The sequence below is a fragment of the Rahnella aquatilis CIP 78.65 = ATCC 33071 genome (genome assembly GCF_000241955.1).
GTDB lineage: Bacteria > Pseudomonadota > Gammaproteobacteria > Enterobacterales > Enterobacteriaceae > Rahnella > Rahnella aquatilis.
The window spans coordinates 518,873-544,928 of record NC_016818.1 but is presented as its reverse complement, the minus strand read 5'-3'; the positions used below and the strand labels follow the sequence as shown (position 1 = coordinate 544,928).

General features: G+C 52.2%; 26 protein-coding genes and 2 tRNA genes. 7 read left to right on the top strand and 21 right to left on the bottom strand.

Annotated features, from left to right (window positions below; translation table 11 throughout):
* Window positions 1-17 precede the first annotated feature (17 nt).
* Window positions 18-593 (top strand): ribose 1,5-bisphosphokinase, encoded by a 576-nt coding sequence (gene phnN / locus RAHAQ2_RS02575; RefSeq protein ID WP_014333723.1) that lies wholly within the window; start codon window positions 18-20, stop codon window positions 591-593.
* A gap of 8 nt (window positions 594-601) precedes the next feature.
* A complete protein-coding gene (locus RAHAQ2_RS02570; RefSeq protein ID WP_014333722.1) occupies window positions 602-1,240 on the top strand; it encodes an LbetaH domain-containing protein in 639 nt (212 codons plus the stop codon).
* A gap of 98 nt (window positions 1,241-1,338) precedes the next feature.
* Here the strand turns inward: RAHAQ2_RS02570 and RAHAQ2_RS02565 are convergent, their stop codons facing one another.
* Window positions 1,339-1,980, bottom strand: a complete 642-nt coding sequence (locus tag RAHAQ2_RS02565) for a Rossmann-fold NAD(P)-binding domain-containing protein (protein ID WP_014333721.1) — start codon at window positions 1,978-1,980, stop codon at window positions 1,339-1,341.
* A 185-nt stretch (window positions 1,981-2,165) separates the two neighbouring features.
* Here RAHAQ2_RS02565 and RAHAQ2_RS02560 point away from each other — a divergent pair, with 185 nt between their 5' ends.
* A complete protein-coding gene (locus RAHAQ2_RS02560; RefSeq protein ID WP_014333720.1) occupies window positions 2,166-2,684 on the top strand; it encodes a type 1 glutamine amidotransferase domain-containing protein in 519 nt (172 codons plus the stop codon).
* 28 nt (window positions 2,685-2,712) lie between these two features.
* On the opposite strand, the gene RAHAQ2_RS02555 is transcribed toward RAHAQ2_RS02560, so the two are convergent.
* A complete protein-coding gene (locus RAHAQ2_RS02555) occupies window positions 2,713-3,153 on the bottom strand; it encodes a YhbP family protein (protein ID WP_014333719.1) in 441 nt (146 codons plus the stop codon).
* 121 nt (window positions 3,154-3,274) lie between these two features.
* On the opposite strand from RAHAQ2_RS02555, the gene RAHAQ2_RS02550 reads away from it, so the two are divergent.
* A complete protein-coding gene (locus tag RAHAQ2_RS02550; protein WP_014333718.1) occupies window positions 3,275-3,577 on the top strand; it encodes a GIY-YIG nuclease family protein in 303 nt (100 codons plus the stop codon).
* Window positions 3,578-3,617: 40 nt separating this feature from the next.
* Here the strand turns inward: RAHAQ2_RS02550 and RAHAQ2_RS02545 are convergent, their stop codons facing one another.
* Both RAHAQ2_RS02545 and ubiT read right to left on the bottom strand, forming a co-directional pair.
* Window positions 3,618-4,121, bottom strand: coding sequence for a GNAT family N-acetyltransferase (locus RAHAQ2_RS02545; protein ID WP_014333717.1), 504 nt, complete (start codon window positions 4,119-4,121; stop codon window positions 3,618-3,620).
* A complete protein-coding gene (gene ubiT, locus RAHAQ2_RS02540) occupies window positions 4,115-4,636 on the bottom strand; it encodes a ubiquinone anaerobic biosynthesis accessory factor UbiT (protein ID WP_014333716.1) in 522 nt (173 codons plus the stop codon). The genes RAHAQ2_RS02545 and ubiT overlap by 7 nt, the downstream gene beginning before the upstream one ends.
* A 316-nt stretch (window positions 4,637-4,952) precedes the next feature.
* On the opposite strand from ubiT, the gene ubiU reads away from it, so the two are divergent.
* Together ubiU and RAHAQ2_RS02530 are read left to right on the top strand one after the other, a co-directional pair.
* Window positions 4,953-5,948: a ubiquinone anaerobic biosynthesis protein UbiU gene (gene ubiU, locus RAHAQ2_RS02535; protein WP_014333715.1), complete on the top strand. Its 996-nt coding sequence runs from the start codon at window positions 4,953-4,955 to the stop codon at window positions 5,946-5,948.
* Between the two features lie 14 nt (window positions 5,949-5,962).
* A complete protein-coding gene (locus RAHAQ2_RS02530) occupies window positions 5,963-6,841 on the top strand; it encodes a U32 family peptidase (protein WP_014333714.1) in 879 nt (292 codons plus the stop codon).
* A 58-nt stretch (window positions 6,842-6,899) separates the two neighbouring features.
* On the opposite strand, the gene RAHAQ2_RS02525 is transcribed toward RAHAQ2_RS02530, so the two are convergent.
* From RAHAQ2_RS02525 to RAHAQ2_RS02515, 3 genes are read right to left on the bottom strand one after another with little or no spacing between them, the layout of a single operon-like run.
* Window positions 6,900-8,063, bottom strand: coding sequence for an ABC transporter permease (locus RAHAQ2_RS02525; protein ID WP_014333713.1), 1,164 nt, complete (start codon window positions 8,061-8,063; stop codon window positions 6,900-6,902).
* A complete protein-coding gene (locus tag RAHAQ2_RS02520) occupies window positions 8,060-9,232 on the bottom strand; it encodes an ABC transporter permease (protein WP_014333712.1) in 1,173 nt (390 codons plus the stop codon). Before RAHAQ2_RS02520 ends, RAHAQ2_RS02525 begins: the two co-directional genes overlap by 4 nt.
* Window positions 9,229-10,203 carry an HlyD family secretion protein gene (locus tag RAHAQ2_RS02515; RefSeq protein WP_014333711.1) on the bottom strand — a complete coding sequence of 325 codons (975 nt, stop codon included), beginning with the start codon at window positions 10,201-10,203 and terminating at the stop codon, window positions 9,229-9,231. The genes RAHAQ2_RS02520 and RAHAQ2_RS02515 overlap by 4 nt, the downstream gene beginning before the upstream one ends.
* A gap of 244 nt (window positions 10,204-10,447) precedes the next feature.
* Here RAHAQ2_RS02515 and RAHAQ2_RS02510 point away from each other — a divergent pair, with 244 nt between their 5' ends.
* A complete protein-coding gene (locus RAHAQ2_RS02510; protein WP_014333710.1) occupies window positions 10,448-11,473 on the top strand; it encodes a luciferase-like monooxygenase in 1,026 nt (341 codons plus the stop codon).
* Window positions 11,474-11,555: 82 nt separating this feature from the next.
* Here the strand turns inward: RAHAQ2_RS02510 and RAHAQ2_RS02505 are convergent, their stop codons facing one another.
* The 14 genes from RAHAQ2_RS02505 to glmM all read right to left on the bottom strand — a co-directional run bounded on the left by RAHAQ2_RS02505 (window position 11,556) and on the right by glmM (window position 26,055).
* Complete coding sequence (locus RAHAQ2_RS02505; protein ID WP_014333709.1) at window positions 11,556-13,481, bottom strand: DEAD/DEAH family ATP-dependent RNA helicase; 1,926 nt, start codon at window positions 13,479-13,481, stop codon at window positions 11,556-11,558.
* Complete coding sequence (gene yrbN, locus RAHAQ2_RS26170) at window positions 13,471-13,545, bottom strand: protein YrbN (RefSeq protein ID WP_223499600.1); 75 nt, start codon at window positions 13,543-13,545, stop codon at window positions 13,471-13,473. Before yrbN ends, RAHAQ2_RS02505 begins: the two co-directional genes overlap by 11 nt.
* A gap of 120 nt (window positions 13,546-13,665) precedes the next feature.
* Window positions 13,666-14,550: a lipoprotein NlpI gene (nlpI, locus tag RAHAQ2_RS02500; protein WP_014333708.1), complete on the bottom strand. Its 885-nt coding sequence runs from the start codon at window positions 14,548-14,550 to the stop codon at window positions 13,666-13,668.
* A gap of 129 nt (window positions 14,551-14,679) precedes the next feature.
* Window positions 14,680-16,803, bottom strand: coding sequence for a polyribonucleotide nucleotidyltransferase (pnp, locus tag RAHAQ2_RS02495; RefSeq protein ID WP_014333707.1), 2,124 nt, complete (start codon window positions 16,801-16,803; stop codon window positions 14,680-14,682).
* A 273-nt stretch (window positions 16,804-17,076) separates the two neighbouring features.
* On the bottom strand, window positions 17,077-17,346 hold the full coding sequence (gene rpsO / locus RAHAQ2_RS02490; protein ID WP_014333706.1) for a 30S ribosomal protein S15: 270 nt from the start codon (window positions 17,344-17,346) through the stop codon (window positions 17,077-17,079).
* Between the two features lie 122 nt (window positions 17,347-17,468).
* Window positions 17,469-18,413, bottom strand: a complete 945-nt coding sequence (truB, locus tag RAHAQ2_RS02485) for a tRNA pseudouridine(55) synthase TruB (protein WP_014333705.1) — start codon at window positions 18,411-18,413, stop codon at window positions 17,469-17,471.
* Window positions 18,413-18,826: a 30S ribosome-binding factor RbfA gene (gene rbfA, locus RAHAQ2_RS02480; RefSeq protein ID WP_014333704.1), complete on the bottom strand. Its 414-nt coding sequence runs from the start codon at window positions 18,824-18,826 to the stop codon at window positions 18,413-18,415. The genes truB and rbfA overlap by 1 nt, the downstream gene beginning before the upstream one ends.
* A 78-nt stretch (window positions 18,827-18,904) precedes the next feature.
* Window positions 18,905-21,598 (bottom strand): translation initiation factor IF-2, encoded by a 2,694-nt coding sequence (gene infB / locus RAHAQ2_RS02475; protein WP_014333703.1) that lies wholly within the window; start codon window positions 21,596-21,598, stop codon window positions 18,905-18,907.
* Between the two features lie 24 nt (window positions 21,599-21,622).
* A complete protein-coding gene (gene nusA, locus RAHAQ2_RS02470; RefSeq protein ID WP_014333702.1) occupies window positions 21,623-23,131 on the bottom strand; it encodes a transcription termination factor NusA in 1,509 nt (502 codons plus the stop codon).
* Window positions 23,132-23,154: 23 nt separating this feature from the next.
* On the bottom strand, window positions 23,155-23,607 hold the full coding sequence (rimP, locus tag RAHAQ2_RS02465) for a ribosome maturation factor RimP (protein ID WP_014411570.1): 453 nt from the start codon (window positions 23,605-23,607) through the stop codon (window positions 23,155-23,157).
* A gap of 229 nt (window positions 23,608-23,836) precedes the next feature.
* Window positions 23,837-23,913 (bottom strand) — tRNA-Met (locus tag RAHAQ2_RS02460).
* 59 nt (window positions 23,914-23,972) lie between these two features.
* Window positions 23,973-24,059 (bottom strand) — tRNA-Leu (locus RAHAQ2_RS02455).
* An 84-nt stretch (window positions 24,060-24,143) separates the two neighbouring features.
* Window positions 24,144-24,479: a preprotein translocase subunit SecG gene (gene secG, locus RAHAQ2_RS02450; RefSeq protein WP_014333700.1), complete on the bottom strand. Its 336-nt coding sequence runs from the start codon at window positions 24,477-24,479 to the stop codon at window positions 24,144-24,146.
* Window positions 24,480-24,714: 235 nt separating this feature from the next.
* Window positions 24,715-26,055, bottom strand: a complete 1,341-nt coding sequence (glmM, locus tag RAHAQ2_RS02445) for a phosphoglucosamine mutase (RefSeq protein WP_014333699.1) — start codon at window positions 26,053-26,055, stop codon at window positions 24,715-24,717.
* Between the last annotated feature and the right edge of the window lies 1 nt (window position 26,056).

Sequence of the window (26,056 nt, the reverse complement as noted above, 5' to 3'; positions counted from 1 at the left end):
GAGTTTAAGGAGGTAAAATGAGTCGTTTACTCTATCTGATGGGCGCGTCGGGTTCGGGAAAAGACAGTCTGCTGGACGCCCTGCGTCAGCATTTACCGGCCAGTGTCATTGTGGCGCATCGTTATATTACGCGCCCCGCAGACGCCGGTTCGGAAAATCATATTGCACTGAGCGAAGCCGAATTTTTTCAACGCCGCCAGCAGGGGTTGTTTGCGCTGGAATGGCACGCGCACCAGTGCCGGTATGGTGTGGGCATTGAGATCGACCACTGGCTGCAACTGGGCTGTCATGTGGTCGTGAATGGCTCGCGCGCGCATCTGGAAAAAGCCCTTGAGCGTTACGGCCAGCGCCTGCTGCCGGTGTGTTTGCAGGTCTCAGACACTGTGCTGGCTTCGCGCCTTTTGCAACGCGGACGCGAAGACGCAGCGCAAATTGCCTGTCGTTTGCAACGTGCCAGAGAATACGCCAGCGCGCTGCCCGCAGAGTGTCATCTGCTGAACAACGACGGCGCATTGCAGGAAACTTTACAGCATCTGCTGGCGATCCTTTCGCTGCCGGTCAGTGCGCCTGTTTATCCCGTGACTTCACTATGAAGGATCCTATGACAGACATCATTTCTCCCTTTTCGCTGGCTGACGAACAGGATTATGCCCGGCCTAAAATCGGTCAGCAGGTCGAACTGAACGGATCACAGCTCGGACAGTATGTGCATATTGCCGATAATGCGATCATCGAAGAAACGCAGATCGGCGATTACTCCTACACCGCCGGAAACAATCAGATTTTCTACGCGACGATCGGTAAATTTGTGTCGATCGCGACGTATGTGCGGATCAATCCCGGTAACCATCCGACTTATCAGCGTGTGGCTCAGCACCATTTTACCTACCGCAGTTCGGCGTACGGGCTGGGTGAAGACGATCAGGGGTTTTTCGACTGGCGACGCGAACATCACGTTACCGTCGGTAATGATGTCTGGATTGGCCATAACGCCGTGCTGATGCCCGGCGTAAAAGTCGGCAATGGCGCGGTAATCGGCACGTCAGCGGTGGTGACCAAAGACGTCGAGCCATACTCCATCGTCGCAGGCGTGGCGGCGAAAAAGATCGGCATGCGTTTTGACGAAGGTATGATCGACAGGATCGAGAAAAGTCAGTGGTGGAACTGGGATCATGAAACGCTGAAAGAAAGGATACCGGACTTCAGGGATCTGGCGGTGTTTGCGGAAAAATATTTGTGAAGATCGCCAGGGATCGGGCGTAGGATCTGGCAGGCAGAAAATTCGCGTTTTTTGCCTGATACCTTATCACAAGGATCCGCTACAGCGGATCACGCGAATTAAAGTTCTTCAATGCTGGCGGCAATCTGATCAGATTCCAGCACAGTGATCCCACCCAGCCCGGCGTTAAAGGCCTGTTCCTGCAAGGCTTTTGCCACAATGTCGGACTCGATGGCTTTCCATTTCCCTGGCAACATTTTAAATAACGGCGCACTCAGTTGTTCTAGCAGGCGCGGCGGATGACGCTGGCCAACCAGCAGCGACGGCCTGACCAGCGTGAGCAGTGGCCAGCCCTGTTGCATCAGCGCCAGTTCCATTTCACCTTTGGTACGGTTGTAGAGGAAACGTGAATGCGCATCCGCGCCGTGCGCGCTGACAGCCAGACAATGACGTGCGCCCAGTTCCCGTGCTGCTTTGGCGCAGTCAACCACCAGATCGTAATCCACGGCCCGAAATGCCTGTGCACTGCCCGCCTGTTTCCGTGTGGTTCCCAGACAGCAGAACAGCAAATCAACCGGTTCATCGAGTGCGACAACCAGCGAGGTCAGATTTGCGCCCAGCGGATTGATCAGTTTCTTGCCTGGCGGCAGGGGACGGCGGCTCGGCGCGACAATACGGCTGACGCGCGGATCCAGCTGCAGCAGGCGTAAAAGCTCCCTTCCAATCAGACCACTCCCACCCAGCAGAAGAACTTTTGCCATATCACTTCCTTTTAAATAACGGCATACAGACACAGAGATTGAAGTGTTACCTGAATGTGAATATCACGCTATAAGACAGTTCCTGTTACCTGACCAGACTCGGATGATTCCAGTTTGATCAGCCCGCCCATGGCTTCTAGGCTTAAGGATGTAAGTTCAAAGATACATTCTTAGCAGGAGGAACCATGAGCAAGAAGATAGCTGTACTCATCACTGATGAATTTGAAGATTCTGAATTCACTTCGCCTGCCGAAGCTTATCGAGAGGCTGGTCATCAGGTCATTACTATCGAAAAAAAAGCGGGTAATGTCATTAAAGGCAAGCAGGGGAAAGCCTCTGTTACCATTGATAAATCAATTGATGATGTGCAAGTGGCTGACTTTGATGCCCTGCTGCTGCCCGGAGGACATTCACCGGATACCCTGCGCGGCGATGACCGGTTTGTTGAATTCACCCGGGCTTTCGCCCAAAGCGGCAAACCGATTTTCGCCATCTGCCACGGCCCGCAGTTGCTGATTAATGCCGATGTCGTGCGGGGACGTAAACTCACTACAGTGAAACCGGTGGTCGTGGATGTGAAAAATGCCGGAGCCGAGTTTTATGACAAAGAAGTAGTGGTCGACAATAACACGCTGGTCACCAGCCGGACGCCGGACGATCTGCCCGCTTTTAATCGCGAATCGCTGAAGATTCTGGCAGCATAATCCCGACGCCCCTCTCCGCACAGAGGGGCTATTCCCCTTCCCGATCCCACAGCAGTTTCTTCCCGAAGCCCAGCGCGTTGTCGGTCATTTTGATGTGACTAAGTTTAAGTGCCCAGACAGGCGCTTTCATCGTGAGAGCGACGGGGAAATGTTGGCAATACTGACTGCGCGCACGGCTTTCTTCTTCACCCTCGAGAACGGTCGCTTCGCCGCGATACTGAATGCCTTTAATCAGCGCAATGGTTTTGGGATGTGGCGCAATTGTTCCCACAATGTGGGGTGATCGGGACATCAGCGAGCCATGAAGGGTTTTAAGTTCCGTCATGAAATAGAGCGTCATCCTGTCCGCGTCAGTAACATAAAAACAGTTAGCGCTCCACATTTCACCGTCAGCGGTGGCACACAGCGCCAGCACATGATTCTTTTTCAGAAATTTCAGGATATGTTTCAGGTCATCAGGGTTATTCATCGCCAGTCCTTATTTTCATTTCTCACAGTTTAACGCTGTATACCGATGTTTTACCTCACTCAGTTGTGCCTTTCGGGTAAACTGACACCACCCTTTATTTCTATTTCCAATATCCAAAATTATGCCCGCCACTGCCCACTGGTTTCTATATATGCTGAGAACCCCAACCGGGATGCTTTACACCGGTATCACGACCGACGTGACGCGGCGTCTCAGCCAGCATCAGTGTGGTAAAGGGGCGAAATCATTGCGTGGAAAAGGAGAATTACTGCTGGCGTTCCAGTGTCCGGCGGGTGACCGTTCACTGGCGTCAAAGCTGGAAATAAAAGTCAAAAAACTGAGTAAGGCGCAAAAAGAGTTGCTGGTCAGAAACGCACCGGAATGTCTGGAAAATTATCTGGGATTAGCGGAAAGCGGAAAATGAAAAAGGCCGGAAAACCGGCCTTTGTTGCCTCTGACTGAAATCAGAAGCGATTAAACGCTGACGGGAAGACTACTTCACCGCTGGCGTCGGACAGCGCATCGTCTGACAAGGTGAAAAGCTGGAATGCGGCTTCGGTACCAATCCAGCGGCAATGCAGACCGTGAACCGCAGCAGGTTTAAAACCGAAACGGTTGTAGTAAGCGGGGTCACCCAATACCACAACGGCAGCGTAACCAAATTCATTCAGGGAATCTAACCCTTCGTACACCAGCTTTTCGCCCAGCCCCTGACCACGCAGAGATTGCTCTACCGCCAGCGGTGCCAGCGCGACCCAGTTGCGGTCTTCGCCCTGGATATCCACCGGACAGAACGCCACATAACCCACCACCCCGCCTTCATCGTCGGTGGCGACCACGCCCAGCGTCAGGAGACCATCTTCGCGCAATTCCTGCACCAGATCAGCTTCTGCGCCGGTCGGAAATGAGGCGCGCAACAGACGGTCTATGCCCGCAGCATCGACCGGAATTTCAGTACGAATTAACATGGCTCAGCTACCGGAGTTTTTGACCCGCGGTCCTCTTGCAGTCCCGCTTCGACGAAATCGGCCAGACGCAGCAGACCGTTTTTCAGCAACAGCGGCATGGTATCAAGATCGATAGAATCCATCAGATTTTTCACATACAGACCGAGCTCAGTGTCACCTTCGATGCGCAGACGGCGCTGGAAAAACAGCGTATCCGGGTCTTCTTTGCGCGCGGCGATCAGGATCAGGTCATTCGCCGTACCGCTGAAGCTGACGTCCGCCTCACCGTGTTCGGCAATTACCAGCTTGCCTTCGTCCACCGACATCAGCCAGTTCAGGTTCAGATCGCTGACATCAATTTTCAGCCAGCGACCTTCCAGGAAATCCAGTTCGCCATCCGCCAGCGCCTGACGAAGCTGCCAGCTCAGCACCTGTTGCAAAACCTGACGCTGCAACGCAAACGGCGTGAATTTCAAGGGCACACTCAACAGGGATGGCCCCTGACGGACCATACGTGCACGTAGTTTTTGCAACACTGGCACTACTCCTTTCGGTAACTTTTCGGCAAGTTTTAAGGCAGTTATGCGGCCTATTTTGACACATTGCCGGGAACGTTCAGCGGTCTACATCAATAAATACTGCAACAGAAAAACGCCACGTACAACCTCCCCGACGGCGGTAAGCCCTTCAAAGCCGCAGAAACTGCCTCAAATCAAAATATTGCATCCCTGCCTTCTCTAAAATAGTTCACCAATCAAAGCCCTGACTGATGAATGAATGACGTCGGCAACTGGCTTTTCATCACCCCCCAACTTTTCAGCTCTGGCTGACCGGTTGCAGTAAGGAACGAGAATGGAGCTACTTTGCCCGGCAGGAAATTTACCTGCGCTGAAAGCGGCGATCGACAATGGCGCGGATGCGGTTTATATCGGTCTGAAAGATGACACCAATGCCCGCCATTTCGCTGGCCTGAATTTTACGGAAAAAAAGCTGCAGGAAGCTGCCAGTTATGTCCATCGTCACCACCGTAAACTGCATATCGCCATTAATACGTTTGCGCATCCTGACGGTTATCAGCGCTGGGAACGTGCGGTGGATATGGCGGCACAGCTTGGCGCGGATGCGCTGATCCTGGCGGATCTGGCGATGCTCGATTACGCGGCGAATAAATATCCCCACGTTGAGCGCCATGTATCGGTGCAGGCTTCTGCCACCAACGACGAAGCCATCCGTTTCTATAAACGCAACTTTGATGTCGCCCGCGTGGTGTTGCCGCGTGTGCTTTCCATGCATCAGGTGCGGCAACTTTCCCGTACCACCGTTGTGCCGCTGGAAGTCTTCGCGTTCGGCAGTTTGTGCATTATGGCCGAAGGCCGCTGCTATCTTTCATCCTATCTGACCGGCGAATCCCCCAATACCGTCGGTGCCTGCTCACCGGCGCGGTTCGTGCGCTGGCAACAAACCACGCAGGGTATGGAATCACGTCTGAATGACGTGCTGATCGACCGGTATGACGAAGGTGAAAACGCCGGTTATCCGACGCTGTGTAAAGGCCGTTATCTGGTAGATGGCGCGAAATATCATGCGCTGGAAGAGCCGACCAGCCTGAATACGCTGCAATTATTACCGGAGCTGTTTGCCGCCAATATTGCCTCGGTGAAAATCGAAGGGCGCCAGCGCAGCCCGGCGTATGTCAGCCAGGTTGCGCGTGTCTGGCGTGCGGCCATCGACCGCTGCATGGCCGATCCGCAAAACTTTAAAACTGATGAAGCCTGGATGAACACGCTGGGTTCCATGTCTGAGGGCACCCAAACGACGCTGGGTGCTTATCACCGCAAGTGGCAGTAACTGAAGAGACGATGATGAAATATTCTTTAGGCACCCTCCTTTATTACTGGCCGAAAGCGCAGGTTGAAGACTTTTATCAGGCCGCCGCAGCCAGCAGCGCGGATGTGATTTACCTCGGCGAAAATGTCTGCAGCAAACGCCGTGAGATGAAAGTGAATGACTGGCTGGAGATTGCGCGCCAGCTGGCCGCGACGGGCAAACAGGTGGTCATTTCCACGCTGGCATTGTTGCAGGCACCGTCAGAGCTCAATGAACTGAAACGCTATGTGGAGAACGGCGAGTTTTTGCTGGAAGCCAATGATTTCGGCGCGGTGAATATGGCGGCAGAACGCAACCTGCCGTTTGTCGTCGGCCATGCGCTGAATTGCTATAACGCGGTCACGCTGAAATTGCTGCATAAACAGGGCATGGTGCGCTGGTGTATGCCGGTAGAACTCTCCCGCGACTGGCTGGTGAATCTGCTGAACCAGTGTCAGGATCTGGGCATCCGCGATAAGTTCGAAGTGGAGGTGTTGTCCTACGGCCATCTGCCGCTGGCCTATTCAGCGCGCTGTTTTACTGCACGTTCAGAAAACCGGGCAAAGGATGAATGCGAAACCTGCTGCATCCATTATCCGCAGGGCCGCAAAATGCTGTCACAGGAAAATCAGCAGGTGTTCGTGCTTAACGGCATTCAGACTCAGAGCGGCTATTGTTATAACCTGGGTAACGAACTGACCTCAATGCAGGGCCTGGTGGACATTGTGCGTCTGTCGCCGGAAACCATGGACACGCTCGCCACGCTCGAAGCATTCCGTACCAATGAACGTGGTCTGCATCCGCTGACGCTCACCGAGAAAGCCGACTGTAACGGCTACTGGCAGCGCGTCGCCGGACTGGAATTGCGTCAGTAATTCAGACGGAGCTGACCGGCAAAAGGGATATGGCCGCAACGTCATATCCCTTTTTTGATCATGATTTTTTAGGCTTTGGCCGGAACAGTGCCCTGAGCCGCACCCCATCGCGCAGCATCCCCACCGCAATGCCAATAAAGGTGTAAAAACCGCACAGGATCAAAAGCATAAGTATATCGCCACCCACGTCTTTGAACGGCAATCCCATCTGATTCACACCGGCAATCGCTTTGGTCGCCCACGTTGAAGGCAGCATGGAAGAAATCGCCCGAACCCACGCGGGCATCGCCTGCAACGGCCAGATGGTACCGGAAATATAGAAGACCGGCGTGGTCAGAAAGGCCAGCGTCAGGTAAATCAGCTCCACGCTGCGCAGACATTCCGTCACCAGTTTTCCCAGGCCCAGAACCGCCAGCAGGAACGGGAACGTCAGCAGCAGGATTTCCGGAATACTCGCGGTCTGCCGGTAGCCCAGTACCCACGGCCACAACACAAACAATACAATCGACAGAAACAGCCAGACCGGGATCAGCGCCGAAATGCCGCCGAGAAACGCCGGGATCGCCGGTTTACCCGAAGGTCCGCTGTTGAGCACAATACTGACGCGCACACTGGCAATCAGCAGCGAGTGCTGCAATAACATCACCAGCAAGCCGGGGAAAATAATCGCGGCAAAACTGATGCCGGGGTTAAAGACATCAAGAGACTGGCCGAGGATCGGCGAAAGCACCACGCTGGCCTGACGCTCACTGAAACCGTTACTGAGCAGCAAATCAGTGTTGTACTGCGTGAGGATCGACTGATACGCCGACAGTACATCCTGTTGGATCTGGCCGTTCGCCAGCCGGTTGGTGGCATCACCATACACCGGGATCACGATGTTTTGTCCGGCGAGGATCTTCTTCTCCAGATCGACCGGCATGATGATCACCGCGAACAGTTTCCGCAGCGCCAGATCGTGTTCCGCTTCAGCCAGATTGTCATACGCGACGGTGGCAATTTTCGATCCCGCATCGAGCTGACGGGCCAGCATGCGGCTGGCAGTACTGTGATCCTGGTCGATCACCGCAACGGGCAAATCCCACACCGTACGGTTGGCATACACCAGACTCATCACGCACAGTGAAAGCAGCAACATCATCCACATCGGTTTATCGAGCAAACCAGTGAGCACTTTACTGAAGGTTTTCCACCAGGTTTTAAACCATTCGCGACCGGTCATTGTCCTGGCTCCTGTTGTTTCATCCGCATATAAAGGCGTTTACGCACCAGCAAACTGGTCAGCAGCGGATAGATCAGCAGGATGCAACACACCATCAGAATGCCGCGCACCGACACCTCGCGCAGGAAAACGTCAAACATGGCGGCCAGCGCGTAACTCAGCGGCTCAATACCGGAAATAATACGGGCTGGCAGCGGCATCGACAGCACCGGTACCGCCATTCCCGAGAATGTCAGCGCGATACTGACGAAAATCCCCATCATGGTGTAAGCCGTGATCGTGGTTTTGGTGAAGGTGAAAAGCAGCAATCCGAGGCTTTGTGCGGCGATCACATAGAAAAAGCCGATCAGCAGCATATACAAGGGATTACCGCTGACACGTGCGTCGAAAAAGCCCACCAGCATGGCGATTTCCACCATCAGCAAGGTGGTGAAACACAAGGTGTACGGCGCGAGTTTGCCGAGCAATGCCAGTGTGAAAGACGGCGCGCTGAGTAAGGCCTGACTGCGCGCCATCACGTAGATCATGCAGGTCACCGTGAACAGTTGCAGCAGGTGAATGGTTGCCGCGAATTGCTGATAGTAAATGTAACTGCCGCTGGCATTGAACAGGCTGCCATAAGAGACATCGACACTGGCCAGCGACGGCAGCGTTTTGCCGATTTTTGCCGCAATGATGGAACGGTAGCGGGTGTTAAGTTCGGTGATAAGCCCGCTGTAATCCTGCGTGGAATACAGGCCGGCCCCGTAAAATAAGGCATTGTAATAGAGCACCGCGCTGGGTTGTTTTCCGGCCAATACATCCGCTTCGAAAGCATCGGGAATATACAACAGGGCATAATCCTGCGCGGTACGCAGACGGTATTCCGCCTCAGGTAAGCCGCCTTCGAAAGCCTGCACATGGGCATGGGAACCGGCATCCAGTTTGCGGACCAGCGTTTTGGATAGCGGGCTGTGATCGTTGTCAACCACAGACACCGGTAAATCCAGCAAGGTGCCTTCCGAAAAGTTGCTGCTGATAAGCCCGAAAAGCAGCAAAGGGAAAATCCAGCACAGCCAGTGAATCACCGGCTTGCGGAAAGCGTGTCGGGTCTCGCGGGTAAAAGCCCGACTGAAACAGCGCCATGCGGCTTTTACCCTTTCACTGCGCGGTGCTTTAACCGGTCTCACTTAGCTTTCCATTGCCATAATGCGCTCATACCCTGACGCAATCCGGGCACCGGTTTGGCGGGATACAGACGCACTTCAAAAGTTTTTAAATCAAAGTCGCCGGTCGCACGCGTGGCACGTTTGGTCGCGTAATCACCGAGGGGAGCAATGTAGCGCACTTCAGTTTCGATCATCTGGTTATTCAGCGCGGGAACGCGCATCCTGACTTTATCGCCTTTCCGCACGCCCGCCAGAATATCTTCCCGCAGGTTAAACACGAAATACGCATCAGGCAGACGGACTAACGTCAGTAACGGGCTCGAGGCATTTTGCAGCTCGCCGACTTCAACGGGAATCGGCCCGACTTCACCATCAACCGGGGCTTTGACCTGCAAATCATCGGTTTGCGCTTTCACTTCCAGCAGATCTTCTTCCGCCTGACGCAACTGGGCGGCATAGCTTTCCCGTTGCTCAACGCGATCGCCGTTGATGCCTTCATCCAGATTGGCTTTGGCGACGAGCACCTGCTGATAAGCACTGTCGCGGGCACGGCGGGAATCTTCCAAATCAGAAGCAGAAATGAAGCCTTTGGCCGCCACTTTGGCATTGCGGTTGTAAAGATCACGTGCGTTGATGTATTCCGCCTGCGACTGCGCCAGCGTGGCTTTCAGGTTACGGATACTTTCTTCACGGGTGCCGTTAACGGAAAGATCAAGCTGGGCTTTTGCCTGATCGCGCGCCGCTTCAGCCGCGCGCAACTGCGCCATCAGTTCGGGGCTGTCGAGAGTGATCAATAACTGCCCGGCTTTGACATCGTCGCCGCGCTCCACATGGCGTTCAATGACGCGGCCTTTGGCTTTCGACGCAATAATCACTTCCGGCGCGTCAACTTCGCCCTGTAATAAGAGATCCTGATTGTGCGCCCGAAACAGCACCGCCAGAGAAACCGCGACTGCAACCAGCAGCAGGGTCAGTAAAATTCGTTTACTCATCGGTGCGACATCCTTTTTGTTCGCCAGATTCAATAATAACGGGGTGAACAGAGAGTTTTTAACACAAAACAACATATTGGCTGAAATGATAGTTTAGGTTATTTCAATCTGATTTTAGGATGTTTAAACGGCATGTAAGGGCACAAATGCCGTATTCAATACGGCATTATTGGGTAATACTCATACTAATTATGAGCGGAGTGAATGCTTCTCCCCTCACCTCCATCAAGAGTGAGCCGCGATTATGTCTGATAAAAACACCGTTCCCCTTTCCGTTCTCGATTTGGCACCGGTTCCGCAAGGCGCGGACCCTGCCCGCGCATTCCAGTGTTCACTGGAACTGGCGCAACATGCCGAGAAATGGGGCTACCAGCGTTACTGGATGGCAGAGCACCACAATATGACCGGCATCGCCAGTGCGGCCACTTCCGTGCTGCTGGGGTATATCGCGGGTGGGACAAAAACGATCCGTGTGGGTTCCGGCGGCGTGATGCTGCCCAACCACTCACCGCTGGTGATTGCCGAACAGTTTGGTACGCTGGCCACGCTCTATCCGAACCGTGTGGATCTGGGGCTGGGCCGTGCGCCGGGCACCGATCAGCGCACCATGATTGCCCTGCGCCGCCATCTTTCCGGTGAGATCGATAACTTCCCGCAGGATGTGCAGGAATTGCAGATGTATTTCGGTGATGTTCAGCCGCAGCAGGCCGTACAGGCCGTGCCGGGACAAGGTTTACATGTGCCTATCTGGTTACTGGGTTCAAGCCTGTACAGCGCTCAACTGGCGGCGGCACTCGGTCTGCCATTTGCCTTCGCCTCACATTTCGCACCAGACATGTTGTATCAGGCGTTAGCGATTTACCGCAGCAAATTCCAGCCTTCCGCACAGCTTGAGAAACCACACGCCATGGTATGTATCAATGCCATTGCTGCCGATACGGATGAAGAAGCGCGCCGGATGTTCACCTCCAACCAGCAGCAGTTCATTAATCTGCGTCGCGGAATGCCGGGCAAACTGCCTGCGCCGGTTGATAACATCGAAAGCTTATGGTCAGCTCAGGAACGCTTTGGCGTGGATAATGCGCTGCGTATGTCGGTTGTCGGTAATAAGGAAAGTGTGCGGCAGGGCCTGCAAAATATTCTGCGTGAAACCGAAGCCGATGAACTCATGATCAACGGCCAGATTTTTGATCATCAGGCACGCCTGCATTCATTCGAGATTGTTTCACAGCTTCAGGGTGAATTGGTCAAAGAACAACGTATTGGCTAACCCCGTAAATGGCAGACGAAAAAAAACCAGCCCGATGAAGGCTGGTTTTTTATTATCTGAAGATCAGCGAACTGAAATCAGATTATACGTCAGAAGTACGACGTGGTGCGCGGCTTGGCGGACGACGATCACCCGCGGCTGACGAACCTTCGCGACGGTCACCACTGAAAGTACGTGGAGCACCACCGGTACCACGACCACCTTCACGACGTTCGCCGTTGAATGGACGCGGAGCACCGTTACCACGGCGCTCACCGCCAGCACCGGCCGGGCGATCACGACGTGGCGCCTGTGGCACCGCATCACCGATCAACTGCATGTTCATCGGTTTATTCAGGATACGGGTACGGGTGAAGTGAGACAGGATCTCGCCCGGCATACCTTTCGGCAATTCGATAGTGGAGTGCGTACCGAACAGCTTAATGTTACCGATGTAACGGCTGCTGATGTCGCCTTCGTTAGCGATAGCGCCAACGATATGACGAACTTCTACGCCGTCATCACGACCCACTTCGATACGGTACAGCTCCATTTCGCCAGCATCACGACGTTCACGACGCGGGCTGTCGCCATCACGTGCAGGACGGTCATTGCTACGAGCCGGACGGTCACGACGATCGCCACGGTCACCGCGGTCGCCACGTTCTTCGAATTCACGACGTGGTGGGCGGCTTTTGAAGACCGGATCCGCTGCAACAATCAGAGGACGTTCGCCCTGTGCCATTTTCAACAGTGCCGCCGCCAGTGTTTCAACATCCAGCTCTTCTGCTGGTTGCAGTTTCGCCAGCAGCGCACGGTATTGATCCAGATCGCTGCTTTCCAGTTGTTGCTGAACTTTCGCTGCAAACTTAGCCAGACGACGTTCGCCCAGAACTTCTGCAGTTGGGATTTCAACTTCCGGAATGGTCAGCTTCATGGTGCGTTCAATGTTACGCAGCAGACGACGCTCACGGTTCTCAACGAACAGCAGTGCGCGACCTGCACGGCCAGCACGACCGGTACGACCGATACGGTGAACGTAAGATTCTGAGTCCATCGGGATGTCGTAGTTAACAACCAGGCTGATACGTTCTACATCGAGACCACGTGCTGCCACGTCGGTTGCGATCAGAATGTCCAGACGGCCATCTTTCAGACGCTCCAGAGTCTGCTCGCGCAGTGCCTGGTTCATGTCACCGTTCAGTGCAGCGCTGCTGTAGCCGCTACGTTCCAGCGCTTCAGCCACTTCCAGCGTCGCGTTTTTAGTACGGACGAAGATGATCGCTGCATCAAAATCTTCTGCTTCCAGGAAACGCACCAGCGCTTCGTTTTTACGCAGACCGTATACAGACCAGTAGCTCTGGCTGATGTCAGGACGCGTGGTCACGCTTGACTGGATACGCACTTCCTGAGGATCTTTCATGAAGCGACGGGTAATGCGGCGAATAGCTTCTGGCATGGTTGCAGAGAACAAGGCGGTCTGATGTTGAGCCGGGATCTGCGCCATGATAGTTTCGACGTCTTCGATGAAGCCCATACGCAGCATTTCATCAGCTTCGTCCAGCACCAGGCCGCTCAGGTTAGAGAGGTTCAGGGTGCCGCGTTTCAGGTGGTCCAGCAGACGCCCCGGGGTACCCACAACAACTTGTGGTCCCTGACGCAGAGCACGCAACTGGACGTCATAGCGCTGGCCGCCATAAAGGGCAACCACATTCACGCCATGCATGTGTTTAGAGAAATCAGTCATTGCTTCAGCAACCTGAACCGCCAGTTCGCGGGTCGGTGCCAGAACAAGAATTTGTGGTGCTTTCAGTGAAGCATCAATGTTGTGCAGCAGCGGTAAAGAGAATGCGGCTGTTTTACCGGAACCTGTCTGAGCCATGCCCAGAACGTCGCGGCCGTTTAACAGGTGAGGAATACACTCAGCCTGGATTGGTGAAGGTTTTTCGTAGCCCAAATCAGTCAGGGCAGAAATGATCGGAGCAGACAGCCCCAGGTCAGCAAAAGAGGTTTCAAGCTCAGTAGTCATGTACACGTGCCTCATTAATAATGGCAGCCAGTCTACATAACTCGTCGAGAAAATTTTCAGTCATTTTCATTGAAAAGTGTGAACCGGCTCAAATTAGATTATAAAACGAACAAAGCAACCCTCGCCCGTTAAGGCGCTTAAAAATGGTAAATACCATGATTAAAAGGCTGATTGGTGTCGTCAGCTATTGCTGGTCCGATTCTGATAGGTCGTCTTGCTCATGGCCCAAAAGCGCCAATTCCAACAATGCATAGCGGTGCTCAACAAAGTTATGAACATTGTTAGCTACCGTCAGTTTGAACAGTGCCGCGGCGCTGTTCTTGTCCCCCAGACTTAGGTAATGTTTACCTAAATAGAAGTCAGTTTCACTGAGATGCTCAGCGAGCGAAGTGTTATCCGTTGCTTCTGCCTTGAGGCGTTCCATCAGCGTAGATTCGCTGATTTTGCCCAGGTAGAATTCGACGATATTCCATCCCCATTGCCCTCTGTCCGCTTTGTCATAACGCTGTTGAAGCGCTACATCGGCATTCTTCGGATTGATTTCTCGCTCCGCAAGATAAAGCCATAAAGAACGGAAGGGATCATTTGGATCGTCTCGATAAAACGCCTGCAGATCATCCTGCGCTAACGAGAATCGGCCACCATAATACAGGGCGATACCTCGATTCAAACGCGCGTAGTTGTAAGTTGGATCAAGCTCTAGTACAGAATCAAACGCTTCATAGGCAGCATCGAAATTGCCTGCCTGCGTTAGGTAAATCCCCAGGTAGTTAAAAACTTCTGGCATATCAGGACGAATAGACAGCGCTTGTGAAAAATCATTTCGCGCCAATGCTCTTAGCCCGAGACTATCATACAGCACACCGCGCTCATATAATAGCTGTGCTCTCTCATCATCGGTTAATGACCGACTGGCAAGTATTTGTTCCATGCGTGCCAGGATGACTTCCTGCTGCAACGTCGGTTGCAACGGAATCGCCAGAACTTCATTTTTACGCCAATCATGGTTGCTGCATCCTGCCAACATAAGTGCTGTCGCAACATAACACCAGCGCAAGAAAGGCTTCATTTCTACTCCCGGAGACAAACATTGGATGAACATCCTGTCATCCGCTTGCTTAACACAAACGCGTCCTGCGTCCGTGAGACGAACAGCTCCTTCCCAAATAGAAAGGAGCTGTAAAACTTCTGTTACAGATTATTCTGCTGCAGGTTGCTCAGTTGTTTCGTCCTGAGAAGGTGCGGTAGCTTCTTTGATACTCAGACGCACACGACCCTGACGGTCAACCTCGAGAACTTTAACCGGAACTTCCTGGCCCATCTGCAGGTAATCAGTCACTTTCTCTACACGCTTGTCAGCGATTTGAGAGATGTGTACCAGACCTTCTTTACCGCCACCGATGGCAACAAAGGCACCAAAGTCTACGATACGGGTCACTTTACCTTGATAGATACGGCCAACTTCGATTTCAGCAGTGATCTCTTCGATACGACGAATAGCGTATTTCGCTTTCTCGCCATCGGTTGCTGCAATTTTCACAGTACCGTCATCTTCGATTTCGATAGTAGTGCCGGTTTCTTCGGTCAGCGCACGGATCACAGAACCACCTTTACCGATCACGTCCTTGATTTTGTCCGGACTGATCTTGATGGTATGGATACGCGGAGCAAACTGAGAGATGTCGCCACGTGGAATGCTGATAGCTTGTTCCATCACGCCCAGAATGTGCAGACGCGCACCCTTAGCCTGGTTCAGAGCCACCTGCATGATTTCACGGGTGATACCTTCGATTTTGATGTCCATCTGCAGCGCGGTGATACCGTCGCGGCTACCGGCCACTTTAAAGTCCATATCGCCCAGGTGATCTTCGTCACCCAGAATGTCGGACAGAACGATAAAGCTTTCGCCTTCTTTAACCAGACCCATTGCGATACCCGCAACAGCGGCTTTAATCGGAACACCTGCATCCATCAGGGCCAGAGAGGCGCCACAAACAGAAGCCATTGAAGATGAACCGTTGGATTCAGTGATTTCAGAAACCACACGTACGGTGTACGGGAAGTCTTCTGGTTTTGGCATCATCGCCAGCACACCACGTTTAGCAAGACGGCCATGGCCAATCTCACGACGTTTTGGCGAACCCACCATCCCGGTTTCGCCTACTGAGTATGGAGGGAAGTTGTAATGGAACAGGAAGTTGTCCGTTTTCTCGCCCATCAGCTCATCCAGGTTCTGTGCATCACGCGCAGTACCCAGAGTTGCAGTCACCAGCGCCTGAGTTTCACCACGGGTGAACAGAGCGGAACCATGGGTACGTGGCAGAACGCCAGTACGCACATCCAGACCACGGATCATGTCTTTTTCGCGACCATCAATACGCGGCTCGCCACGCAGCACACGGCTACGAACCACATTTTTCTCGATGCTGCCCAGAATGTCAGAGATTTCGCCCGCATCCAGGGATTCGTCTTCAGCTTGCAGAGCCTGAACAACATCAGCTTTGATGACATTAATCTGGTTGTAACGTTCTTGCTTCTCGGTGATCAGGTACGCATCACCCAGACGGGATTCAGACAGTGCGGCAACGCGAGCGTGCAGCTCAGCGTTAACCGCTTCTGGCTGCCAGTCCCATTTTGGCTTACCGACTTCAGCAACCAGTGAGTTGATATTGTCGATAACGATTTGTTGTTGTTCGTGGCCGAATACGACCGCGCCCAGCATTTGATCTTCGCTCAGCACTTCAGCTTCAGATTCAACCATCAGAACCGCGCCCTGCGTACCGGCAACAACCAGGTCCAGACGGCTTGTTTTCAGCTCATCTGCGGTTGGGTTCAGAACATATTGGTCGTTGATATAACCAACGCGTGCAGCGCCGATCGGGCCATTGAATGGAATACCAGACAGGCTCAGGGCAGCCGACGCACCGATCATCGCAACGATGTCAGGGTTAACTTGTGGATTCAGAGAAACCACAGTCGCGATAACCTGAACTTCATTCAGGAAAGAGTCCGGGAACAGCGGGCGAATCGGGCGGTCAATCAGACGTGAGGTCAGTGTTTCGCCTTCACTTGGACGGCCTTCGCGACGGAAGAAGCTGCCCGGGATACGACCAGCAGCGTAAGTACGCTCCTGATAGTTAACAGTCAGCGGGAAGAAACTCTGACCTGGTTTAGCTTTTTTCTGGCCAACAACGGTAACGAATACCGCAGTGTCGTCCATGCTAACCATAACAGCGGCAGTTGCCTGACGAGCCATCATGCCGGTTTCCAGCGTAACAGTGTGCTGGCCGTATTGGAATTTACGAATAGTCGGATTAAGCAATGTAATATCCTTTTTTGTGGCGCGCAGCTGTTATGACAGCAGATCACACCGATAAATATCCGAGCTTCTCACTACATTCTCGCGACTAATGACAATCCTTATATGCCTGACAAGGTGGCAATAAAGTCTCTCATTAGCCGCGCGAAAACATCTGTAACGGAAGTTCATGTTCTTAGAATAACAGTAGAAACAGCAGCCATACAGTACCCTGATTTGGCTGCGCTTCCTAGAATAAAGGGGCCTATTGGCCCCTTTACACTGAAACTCGCTTGATTAGCGACGCAGACCCAGACGTTCGATCAGGCTGGTGTAACGTGCTACATCTTTACGCTTCAGGTAGTCCAGCAGTTTACGACGCTGAGAAACCATACGCAGCAGACCACGACGGCTGTGGTGATCTTTTTTGTGTTCTGCAAAGTGACCTTGCAGATGGTTAATTTGAGCAGTCAGCAGAGCAACCTGAACTTCGGTAGAACCACTGTCGTTAGTGCCGCGACCGAAGTCGGAAACGATCTGAGCCTTAGCTTCAACGCTTAGAGACATAATCTTACTCCAAAATATTATAGATAATTAAACGGGTGCCGATCTCTAATTCAGCAACCCAATGCATAAGCTGCGCTATTCTACCCTTTGCTATATATGATCGCAAGGTGGGCAGAAAGCGCTTAATCGGTGTATTCAACGACCAGACGACGTGGCGCAATGCGGCCATCATCATCAATTTCTCCTACACCGATAAACTTACGTTCTTCACCTTCAGTGATGCGAACCATACCGCTGACAGGCGCACCAGATGCCTGAACAGGTTGTCCCTGTTTGACATATCCGGCCACCACAGGTAACAGGTTCACTTCCGGGAAATCTTCACATGCGCTATCCATCGGCAACAACAAAGGATCCAGCAGCAAGCGCGGTTCAATACCCTGCTCTTCTGCCTGAGCGATCAGCTGATGGAGTTTTTCCATTGTGACCATTCGCTCTGAAGGATAAGTTGCCACCTGCAAACGACGCAGATAGCTTACGTGCGCACCGCACCCCAGCTTCTCACCAAGATCATCAACGATAGTGCGGATGTAAGTGCCTTTTGAGCAATGGATTTCCAGCTCAACTTCAAAGCCTTCCCAGCGTATGAACTGCAATTCATACACAGTAATGCTGCGTGACTCTCGCGGGACTTCGATGCCCTGACGTGCATATTCGTACAGTTTTTTCCCTTCATATTTCAATGCTGAATACATAGAAGGAATTTGCTGAGTTTCCCCACGGAAACTGTCGAGTGCGTCATCCAGTTGCTGCTGAGTGAACGTCATTTCACGTTCACAAATGATGGCACCTTCAGCATCTGACGTATCCGTGCGTTGTCCCATGCGGGCAATCACGCGATAGCGTTTGTCAGAATCAAGCAGGAATCGGGAAAACTTGGTCGCTTCACCTAAGCACAGCGGCAACATACCGGTAGCTAAGGGATCGAGCGCACCGGTATGGCCTGCACGGTTAGCGTTATAAAGGCGTTTAACTTTTTGCAGGGCATCGTTAGAAGACAAGCCTAAAGATTTGTCCAGTAGCAGAACGCCATGTATATCACGGCCGCGGCGACGTGGGCGACTCATTATGCTTCCTCGTCATCGCCTGCAGCTGAACGGCGTTCAGCATCGTTCTTCACGACATTGGTCACCAGATTGGACATGCGCATACCTTCAACCAAAGAGTTGTCATAAGCGAATGTCAGTTCTGGTACTACACGTAAACGCATCGCTTTACCGATCAGCGTACGGATGAAACCTGACGCGTCCTGTAAGGCTTTGATGCCATTTTTGACACGATCAGGATCGTGATTATCCGTGGTCAGCACGTCCAGGAAGGTGACGAACACTTTGGCATACGCCAGGTCACGTGATACTTCCACGCCTGAAACTGTCGCCATGCCTACGCGCGGGTCTTTGACTTCACGCTGTAAGATGATGGCGATTTCTTTTTGCATCTCCTGAGAGACACGCTGAGTACGGCTAAATTCTTTTGCCATGATGCTTTTCTCCTTACTAGCTCCAGACAAATAAGGGGGCTCAAGGCCCCCATCTGGATATCAGCTACTTCGCAAACGTTAAGCGATAGTACGTTTGATCTCGATGATTTCGAAGACTTCGATCACATCACCCGTACGCACATCGTTGTAGTTCTTAACGCCGATACCACATTCCATGCCGTTACGCACTTCAGCAACGTCATCTTTGAAGCGACGCAGGGATTCCAGCTCGCCTTCGTAGATCACCACGTTTTCACGCAGTACACGGATTGGGTTGTTACGCTTGATCATACCTTCAGTCACCATACAACCTGCGATAGCGCCGAATTTAGGTGATTTGAAGACGTCACGAACTTCAGCCAGGCCAATGATTTGCTGTTTGTATTCTGGCGCCAACATACCGCTCATCGCCTGTTTGACTTCATCAATCAGGTTATAGATAACGGAGTAGTAACGCAGATCCAGACTCTCGCTTTCTACAACGCGACGGGCAGACGCATCTGCACGGACGTTGAAGCCCAGAATAATTGCGTTAGAAGCAGCGGCCAATGTCGCATCAGTTTCGGTGATACCACCGACACCCATACCGACGATCTTAACTTTAACTTCGTCGGTGGACAGACTCTGCAATGCATCAGAAATCGCTTCACAAGAACCCTGGACGTCTGACTTCAGAACGATGTTCAGTTCAGAAACTTCACCTTCGGTCATGTTCGCGAACATGTTTTCCAGTTTAGATTTCTGCTGACGAGCCAGTTTAACTTCGCGGAATTTACCCTGACGATACAGAGCAACTTCACGTGCTTTTTTCTCATCACGAACAACGGTAACTTCATCACCCGCAGCCGGTACACTGGAGAGACCCAGTACTTCGACAGGGATAGAAGGACCCGCAGATGTAATGTCACGACCCATTTCATCGCGCATCGCACGGACACGGCCGTATTCGAAACCACACAGAATGATGTCGCCTTTGTTCAGCGTACCTTCCTGAACCAGAACGGTAGCAACCGGACCACGACCTTTGTCCAGGAAGGACTCGATCACAACACCGCTTGCCATACCGCTGCGAACAGCTTTCAGTTCAAGAACTTCGGCCTGCAGCAAGATAGCTTGCAGCAGATCGTCGATACCTGTACCGACTTTTGCAGAAACGTGGATGAACTGAGATTCGCCGCCCCACTCTTCCGGCATAACGCCGTACTGAGACAGTTCAGTGCGAACACGGTCTGGATCAGCATCTGGTTTATCAATTTTGTTTACCGCAACAACGATTGGCACGCCAGCAGCTTTCGCATGCTGAACCGCTTCGATGGTTTGCGGCATCACGCCGTCATCTGCGGAGACAACCAGAACCACGATGTCTGTTGCCTGAGCACCACGAGCACGCATAGAAGTAAACGCGGCGTGTCCCGGTGTATCCAGGAAGGTGATCATGCCGTTTTCGGTTTCTACGTGGTAAGCACCAATGTGCTGCGTAATACCACCAGCCTCGCCTGCTGCCACTTTCGTTGAACGAATGTAGTCAAGCAATGAGGTTTTACCGTGGTCAACGTGGCCCATGATGGTCACAACCGGAGCACGAGGCTCAGCGGCTGCAGAGGCACCTGTGTCACGATCGCTCATCAGCGCTTCTTCCAGCTCGTTCTCACGACGCAGGATAACTTTATGGCCCATTTCTTCTGCAACCAGCTGAGCAGTTTCCTGATCAATAACCTGGTTGATGGTCGCCATAGCGCCCAGTTTCATCATGGTTTTGATGACCTGAGAACCTTTGACGGCCATTTTGTTTGCCAGTTCGGCAACGGTAATGGTTTCGCCCACGACAACGTCGCGGTTTACGGCAACAACTGGCTTATTGAAGCTCTGCTGCAGCGTGCTTGGTTTGCGTTTGCCTTTACCATTACGGCCAACAGCACGGGCTTCTTCGCGATCCGCTTTTGACTCGGACAGCTTGTTGCCTTTTTTCTGTTTGGTTGCTTTGCCACCGCGGGTACGGCTACGACGTTCGCCTTCAACTTTGGCGTCATTTTCGTCTTCAGCGGCACGCGCATGCGTAGAAGTGGTGACATGGTAGTCAGCAGATTCTGATTCGCTTGGAGCGGTAGCCTCAGTCCAGACACCAGAGTCAGCCATTTTGCGGGCTTCTTCTGCGATGCGTTTGGCGTTTTCTTCGATCTTACGCTGGGCTTCTTCTTCCGTTTTGCGTTTCAGCTCTGCGGCTTCAGCTTCACGGCGTGCTTTCTCTGCCTGAGCTGGTTTAATTACTTCATCGGTATTTTGATTGGTCACTTTATCTTTTTCCGCTGCATCACGCTTAGCTTTATCAGCGGCCTCACGTTTAGCTTGCTCTTCGGCGGCGCGTTTGGCTTTTTCCTGAGCTTCGCGCTGGGCTTGCTCTGCTGCTGCACGCTGTGCCTGTTCTTCCGCGTCACGCTTCGCCTGCTCTTCCGCTTCGGCCTGGGCAAGTTCTGCCTCGGTCATATCACGTTTAACATAAGTGCGTTTCTTGCGGACCTCGATTTGCACCGATTTACTCTTCCCGCCGGTGCTCGGAATATTCAGTGTACTACGCGTTTTGCGTTGTAACGTCAGTTTGTTTGTCGCACCTGAATTTCCACCATTGAGATGCGCCAATAAAGTTTCTTTTTCTTGCTGGGTCACAGAGTCAGATTCGGACTTCGAGATCCCTGCATCAGCAAATTGCTGTACCAGGCGATCTACCGGGGTCTGAATCTCTGCCGCCAGCGATTTTACAGTTACATCTGTCATGCTGTTCCTTCCTGCTACAGTTTATTACGCGTTGTCGCCAAACCAGCAGATATTGCGCGCGGCCATGATAAGTTCACCAGCCTGCTCGTCAGTAAGACCTTCAATATCAGCCAGATCGTCGACACCCTGCTCGGCAAGATCTTCCAGCGTACAAACCCCTTGTGCAGCCAGTTTAAATGCCATACTACGTTCCAGACCCGCCAGGTTAAGCAGATCGTCAGCAGGCTTTTTGTCACCGAGACTTTCTTCCTGAGCTAAAGCCAGCGTGGTCAACGCTTCTTTCGCACGTTCGCGCAGCGCATCCACGGTGTCTTCATCCAGGCCGTCGATTTCAAGCAGTTCGTTAACTGGCACGTAAGCCAGTTCTTCAAGCGTAGAGAAACCTTCTTCAACCAGAACCGTGGCGAAATCTTCATCGATGGCCAGATATTTGGTAAAGGTATCAATCGCAGCGTGTGCCTCAGCCTGATGTTTGGCTTGCAGGTCGTCTGCTGTCATCACGTTCAGTTCCCACTTGTCATCACCACGATGCTGTTTCAACAATTGGGAGGCCAAACGCACGTTCTGGCCATTGCGGCCAATCGCCTGTGCCAGATTGCTGGCTTCAACGGCGATATCCATGGTGCATTTATCTTCATCAACCACGATGGAAGCGACGTCTGCCGGTGCCATTGCGTTGATAACGAATTGCGCAGGATTATCATCCCAAAGGATAATATCGATGCGTTCACCGCCCAGTTCACTGGAAACGGCCTGAACGCGTGCACCACGCATGCCGACACAAGCACCGACCGGGTCGATACGTTTGTCGTTAGTTTTTACGGCGATTTTTGCACGGGAGCCAGGATCACGGGCTGCCGCTTTAATTTCGATCAGCTCTTCGCCAATTTCCGGCACTTCGATGCGGAACAGCTCAATCAGCATCTCGTTACGTGAACGGCTGACGAACAGTTGAGCACCACGTGCTTCAGGGCGAACATCATACAACACGCCACGAATACGGTCGCCGGAGCGGAAGTTTTCACGAGGCAGCATGTCTTCACGCAGGATAACGGCTTCAGCGTTGCTGCCTAAATCCAGTGCGATACTGTCGCGGTTAACTTTCTTAACAACGCCAGTAACAATTTCACCTTGCTGCTCACGGAACTGTTCAACCACCATCGCGCGTTCTGCTTCACGTACTTTCTGTACGATAACTTGTTTAGCGGTCTGCGTAGTGATGCGGTCGAAAGTGACCGACTCGATTTGATCTTCAATATATCCGCCGAGGTCGATTGACGGATCTTCGTATTGCGCAGCTTCGAGGGTGATTTCACGGGTCGGCTGAGTCACTTCGTTGACTGCTACCCAACGACGGAAGGTATCGAAGTCACCTGTTTTGCGGTCAATGCTGACGCGGACTTCGATTTCCTGCTCGTATTTTTTCTTGGTCGCCGTTGATAATGCAATTTCCAGCGCTTCAAAAATCTTCTCGCGCGGGAGGGATTTTTCATTAGAAACTGCTTCTACAACAGCCAGAATCTCTTTGTTCATCCTAGTTGCCTCTTCCAAACTCTTTAAAAGTGGGGTACCAGGTTCGCTTTCTGGATGTTGCTCAGTGCGAACACTTCATCTTTCCCTTCCACTGTCACCGTGATCATTTCGCCTTCGACAGCTTTAATGATGCCCTGCCATTTGCGGCGGTTTTGCACTGCCATACGCAAAACAACACTGACTTCGTCGCCAAGAAAACGTTGGTAATGTTCAGCGGTGAACATAGGACGATCAAGGCCTGGAGAGGAAACTTCCAGGTTGTAGGCGACAGTGACAGGATCTTCAACGTCCAGCACAGCGCTCACCTGGTGGCTGACATCAGCACAATCATCAACATTGATCCCGGCGTCACTATCAATATAGATGCGCAACGTCGATTGGCGAGCCCGAACGAACTCGATGCCCACCAGCTCAAAGCCAAGTGCCTCGACTGGTGCTGTAATCAGCTCTGTTAATTTTTGTTCTAATGTGGACAAGCCCACCCCCAAGACATAAAAAAAGGGCTAAATAGCCCAGTGATTCTGTTGCCAAATAACAAAAAACCCCGATAAATCGGGGCTTTATGCAACTGGACCCTATTCGCCGCATAGCGGCTTCGGTACAACTTTCGCAAAGTATTGTTTCAAATAGAAGCTTTCAAATTGAAGCTGCAGAACATCACAGGAAGATACTGAAAGTCTATTTGAAATAAACACTTAGGGAAAGTGGTTGCGGGGGCCGGATTTGAACCGACGACCTTCGGGTTATGAGCCCGACGAGCTACCAGGCTGCTCCACCCCGCGTCCGAAAACGTGGCAAATACTACGCCGATAATCGCTAAAAAGCAAATTATCATAAAGATTGGTACCGAGGACGGGACTTGAACCCGTAAGCCCATTCGGGCACTACCACCTCAAGGTAGCGTGTCTACCAATTCCACCACCTCGGCACTCTTTTTTTTCACAATCGCTTGCACTGTCCAAGCACAAGCCACTGTTTGAAAACTTAGCTTCTTTTATAAGAAGTTTACTGCTTAGTGAGGAACGTCACTGTTAGGCGCTGCTGGAGCTGCCGGTGCAGTCGTCTGCTCAGTTTTTGCTGGCTGACTCAGGTTTTCCCACTCACTGCCTTTCTGGCCTTTATTGGTGCTCATGTTCCCGAGAATCAAACTAATGATAAAGAACAGTGCCGCCAAAATGCCGGTCATACGGGTCATGAAGTTACCGGAACCACTCGAACCGAACAATGTGCCAGAAGCACCTGCTCCGAAAGAGGCTCCCATATCAGCGCCTTTACCTTGTTGCAGCATAACCAGAGCGACAAGCCCGATTGCTACGATAAGGAAAATCACCAGAAGAGCGTCGTACATAGTAGTACCTGTATCCTCGCGGGTTCACCGCATGCCAATTGCTTCTCACTATTTAGCAGGCCATCAAAGGACCCACTGAAGCGGGTGTGAATACTAACCAAAGCCGTATTGCCGTGCAAGGGCAATTTTCATCAAATTGTTCGTTTGCGGAAAAAAACGGCAAATCGGGATAAAACCTGCTGTCAGGATATCCCGCAGCGAGAAAATCGCCGAAAATTTACCGTTTTTTATCAGCTTACGCTTTGACCGCTTTTACGGCATCAGCAATGCGGTTAGCCAGTTTTTCCACCAGTTCTGCATCTTCCCCTTCTACCATTACGCGTAGCAGAGGTTCGGTACCTGATTTTCGCAACAGCACACGACCACGGCCCGCTAACTGTTTTTCAACTTCTGCCGTCACTTGCTTAACGTCATCAGATTCCAGCGGATCATGTTCACCAGCAAAACGGACGTTGATCAGGATCTGCGGAAACAATTTCATGCCGCTGCACAGGTCATGCAAGCTCATGTGATTGCGCACCATTGCGGTAAGTACTTGTAAGCCTGCCACAATGCCATCACCGGTAGTGGTTTTATCCAGCAGAATGATATGGCCTGAGTTTTCAGCACCAATACGCCAGCCTTTTTCCTGCATTTTTTCCAGTACGTAGCGGTCGCCCACTTTTGCACGGGTAAAGGGAATACCCAGCTGTTTTAAAGCCAGCTCGAGGCCCATATTGCTCATCAGCGTGCCGACCGCACCGCCTTTCAGTTGCCCCTGCCGAAGCCCTTCACGCGCGATGATGTAGAGAATTTGGTCACCATCAACTTTATTGCCTTCATGATCAACCATAATCAGCCGATCACCATCGCCGTCAAATGCCAGCCCGACATCTGCTTTTTCAGCCAGTACACGCTGCTGCAACTGACGGACATCCGTTGCACCGCATTCTTCGTTGATGTTCATCCCATCCGGCTCACAGCCGATAGCGATGACTTTTGCCCCCAGTTCACGCAACACACTGGGTGCGATATGGTAAGTGGCACCATTGGCGCAATCGACCACAATTTTCAGGCCGTTCAGGCTCAACTCGGTCGGGAATGTCCCTTTACAGAATTCGATGTAACGACCGGCAGCATCCACGATGCGGCTGGCTTTACCCAGTTCAGCGGACTCCACGCATGTCAGGGGTTTTTCAAGCTCTGCTTCAATTGCCTCTTCCACCTCGTCTGGCAATTTAGTCCCGTCGATAGTGAAAAACTTGATACCGTTATCATCGTAAGGGTTATGCGAGGCTGAAATAACAATACCAGCTTCTGCACGGAAAGTACGCGTCAGGTAAGCAACGGCTGGCGTTGGCATCGGGCCGGTGAAAGATGCCGATAAACCTGCAGCCGCAAGCCCGGCCTCTAACGCTGATTCCAGCATATAACCGGAAATGCGGGTGTCTTTACCGATAATCACTTTACGCGAACCATGGCGTGCTAATACTTTGCCAGCCGCCCAGCCCAGTTTGAGAACAAAATCAGGGGTAATCGGGGTATCGCCCACTTTTCCGCGGATGCCATCTGTCCCAAAGTATTTACGGTTACTCATA

Bases quoted from the DNA above. Each gene is read 5' to 3' on its own strand.
- phnN (WP_014333723.1), top strand. From the start codon at position 18: ATGAGTCGTTTACTCTATCTGATGGGCGCGTCGGGTTCGGGAAAAGAC.
- RAHAQ2_RS02570 (WP_014333722.1), top strand. From the start codon at position 602: ATGACAGACATCATTTCTCCCTTTTCGCTGGCTGACGAACAGGATTAT.
- RAHAQ2_RS02565 (WP_014333721.1), bottom strand. From the start codon at position 1,980: ATGGCAAAAGTTCTTCTGCTGGGTGGGAGTGGTCTGATTGGAAGGGAG.
- RAHAQ2_RS02560 (WP_014333720.1), top strand. From the start codon at position 2,166: ATGAGCAAGAAGATAGCTGTACTCATCACTGATGAATTTGAAGATTCT.
- RAHAQ2_RS02555 (WP_014333719.1), bottom strand. From the start codon at position 3,153: ATGAATAACCCTGATGACCTGAAACATATCCTGAAATTTCTGAAAAAG.
- RAHAQ2_RS02550 (WP_014333718.1), top strand. From the start codon at position 3,275: ATGCCCGCCACTGCCCACTGGTTTCTATATATGCTGAGAACCCCAACC.
- RAHAQ2_RS02545 (WP_014333717.1), bottom strand. From the start codon at position 4,121: ATGTTAATTCGTACTGAAATTCCGGTCGATGCTGCGGGCATAGACCGT.
- ubiU (WP_014333715.1), top strand. From the start codon at position 4,953: ATGGAGCTACTTTGCCCGGCAGGAAATTTACCTGCGCTGAAAGCGGCG.
- RAHAQ2_RS02530 (WP_014333714.1), top strand. From the start codon at position 5,963: ATGAAATATTCTTTAGGCACCCTCCTTTATTACTGGCCGAAAGCGCAG.
- RAHAQ2_RS02525 (WP_014333713.1), bottom strand. From the start codon at position 8,063: ATGACCGGTCGCGAATGGTTTAAAACCTGGTGGAAAACCTTCAGTAAA.
- RAHAQ2_RS02515 (WP_014333711.1), bottom strand. From the start codon at position 10,203: ATGAGTAAACGAATTTTACTGACCCTGCTGCTGGTTGCAGTCGCGGTT.
- RAHAQ2_RS02510 (WP_014333710.1), top strand. From the start codon at position 10,448: ATGTCTGATAAAAACACCGTTCCCCTTTCCGTTCTCGATTTGGCACCG.
- RAHAQ2_RS02505 (WP_014333709.1), bottom strand. From the start codon at position 13,481: ATGACTACTGAGCTTGAAACCTCTTTTGCTGACCTGGGGCTGTCTGCT.
- nlpI (WP_014333708.1), bottom strand. From the start codon at position 14,550: ATGAAGCCTTTCTTGCGCTGGTGTTATGTTGCGACAGCACTTATGTTG.
- rpsO (WP_014333706.1), bottom strand. From the start codon at position 17,346: ATGTCTCTAAGCGTTGAAGCTAAGGCTCAGATCGTTTCCGACTTCGGT.
- truB (WP_014333705.1), bottom strand. From the start codon at position 18,413: ATGAGTCGCCCACGTCGCCGCGGCCGTGATATACATGGCGTTCTGCTA.
- rbfA (WP_014333704.1), bottom strand. From the start codon at position 18,826: ATGGCAAAAGAATTTAGCCGTACTCAGCGTGTCTCTCAGGAGATGCAA.
- infB (WP_014333703.1), bottom strand. From the start codon at position 21,598: ATGACAGATGTAACTGTAAAATCGCTGGCGGCAGAGATTCAGACCCCG.
- nusA (WP_014333702.1), bottom strand. From the start codon at position 23,131: ATGAACAAAGAGATTCTGGCTGTTGTAGAAGCAGTTTCTAATGAAAAA.
- secG (WP_014333700.1), bottom strand. From the start codon at position 24,479: ATGTACGACGCTCTTCTGGTGATTTTCCTTATCGTAGCAATCGGGCTT.
- glmM (WP_014333699.1), bottom strand. From the start codon at position 26,055: ATGAGTAACCGTAAATACTTTGGGACAGATGGCATCCGCGGAAAAGTG.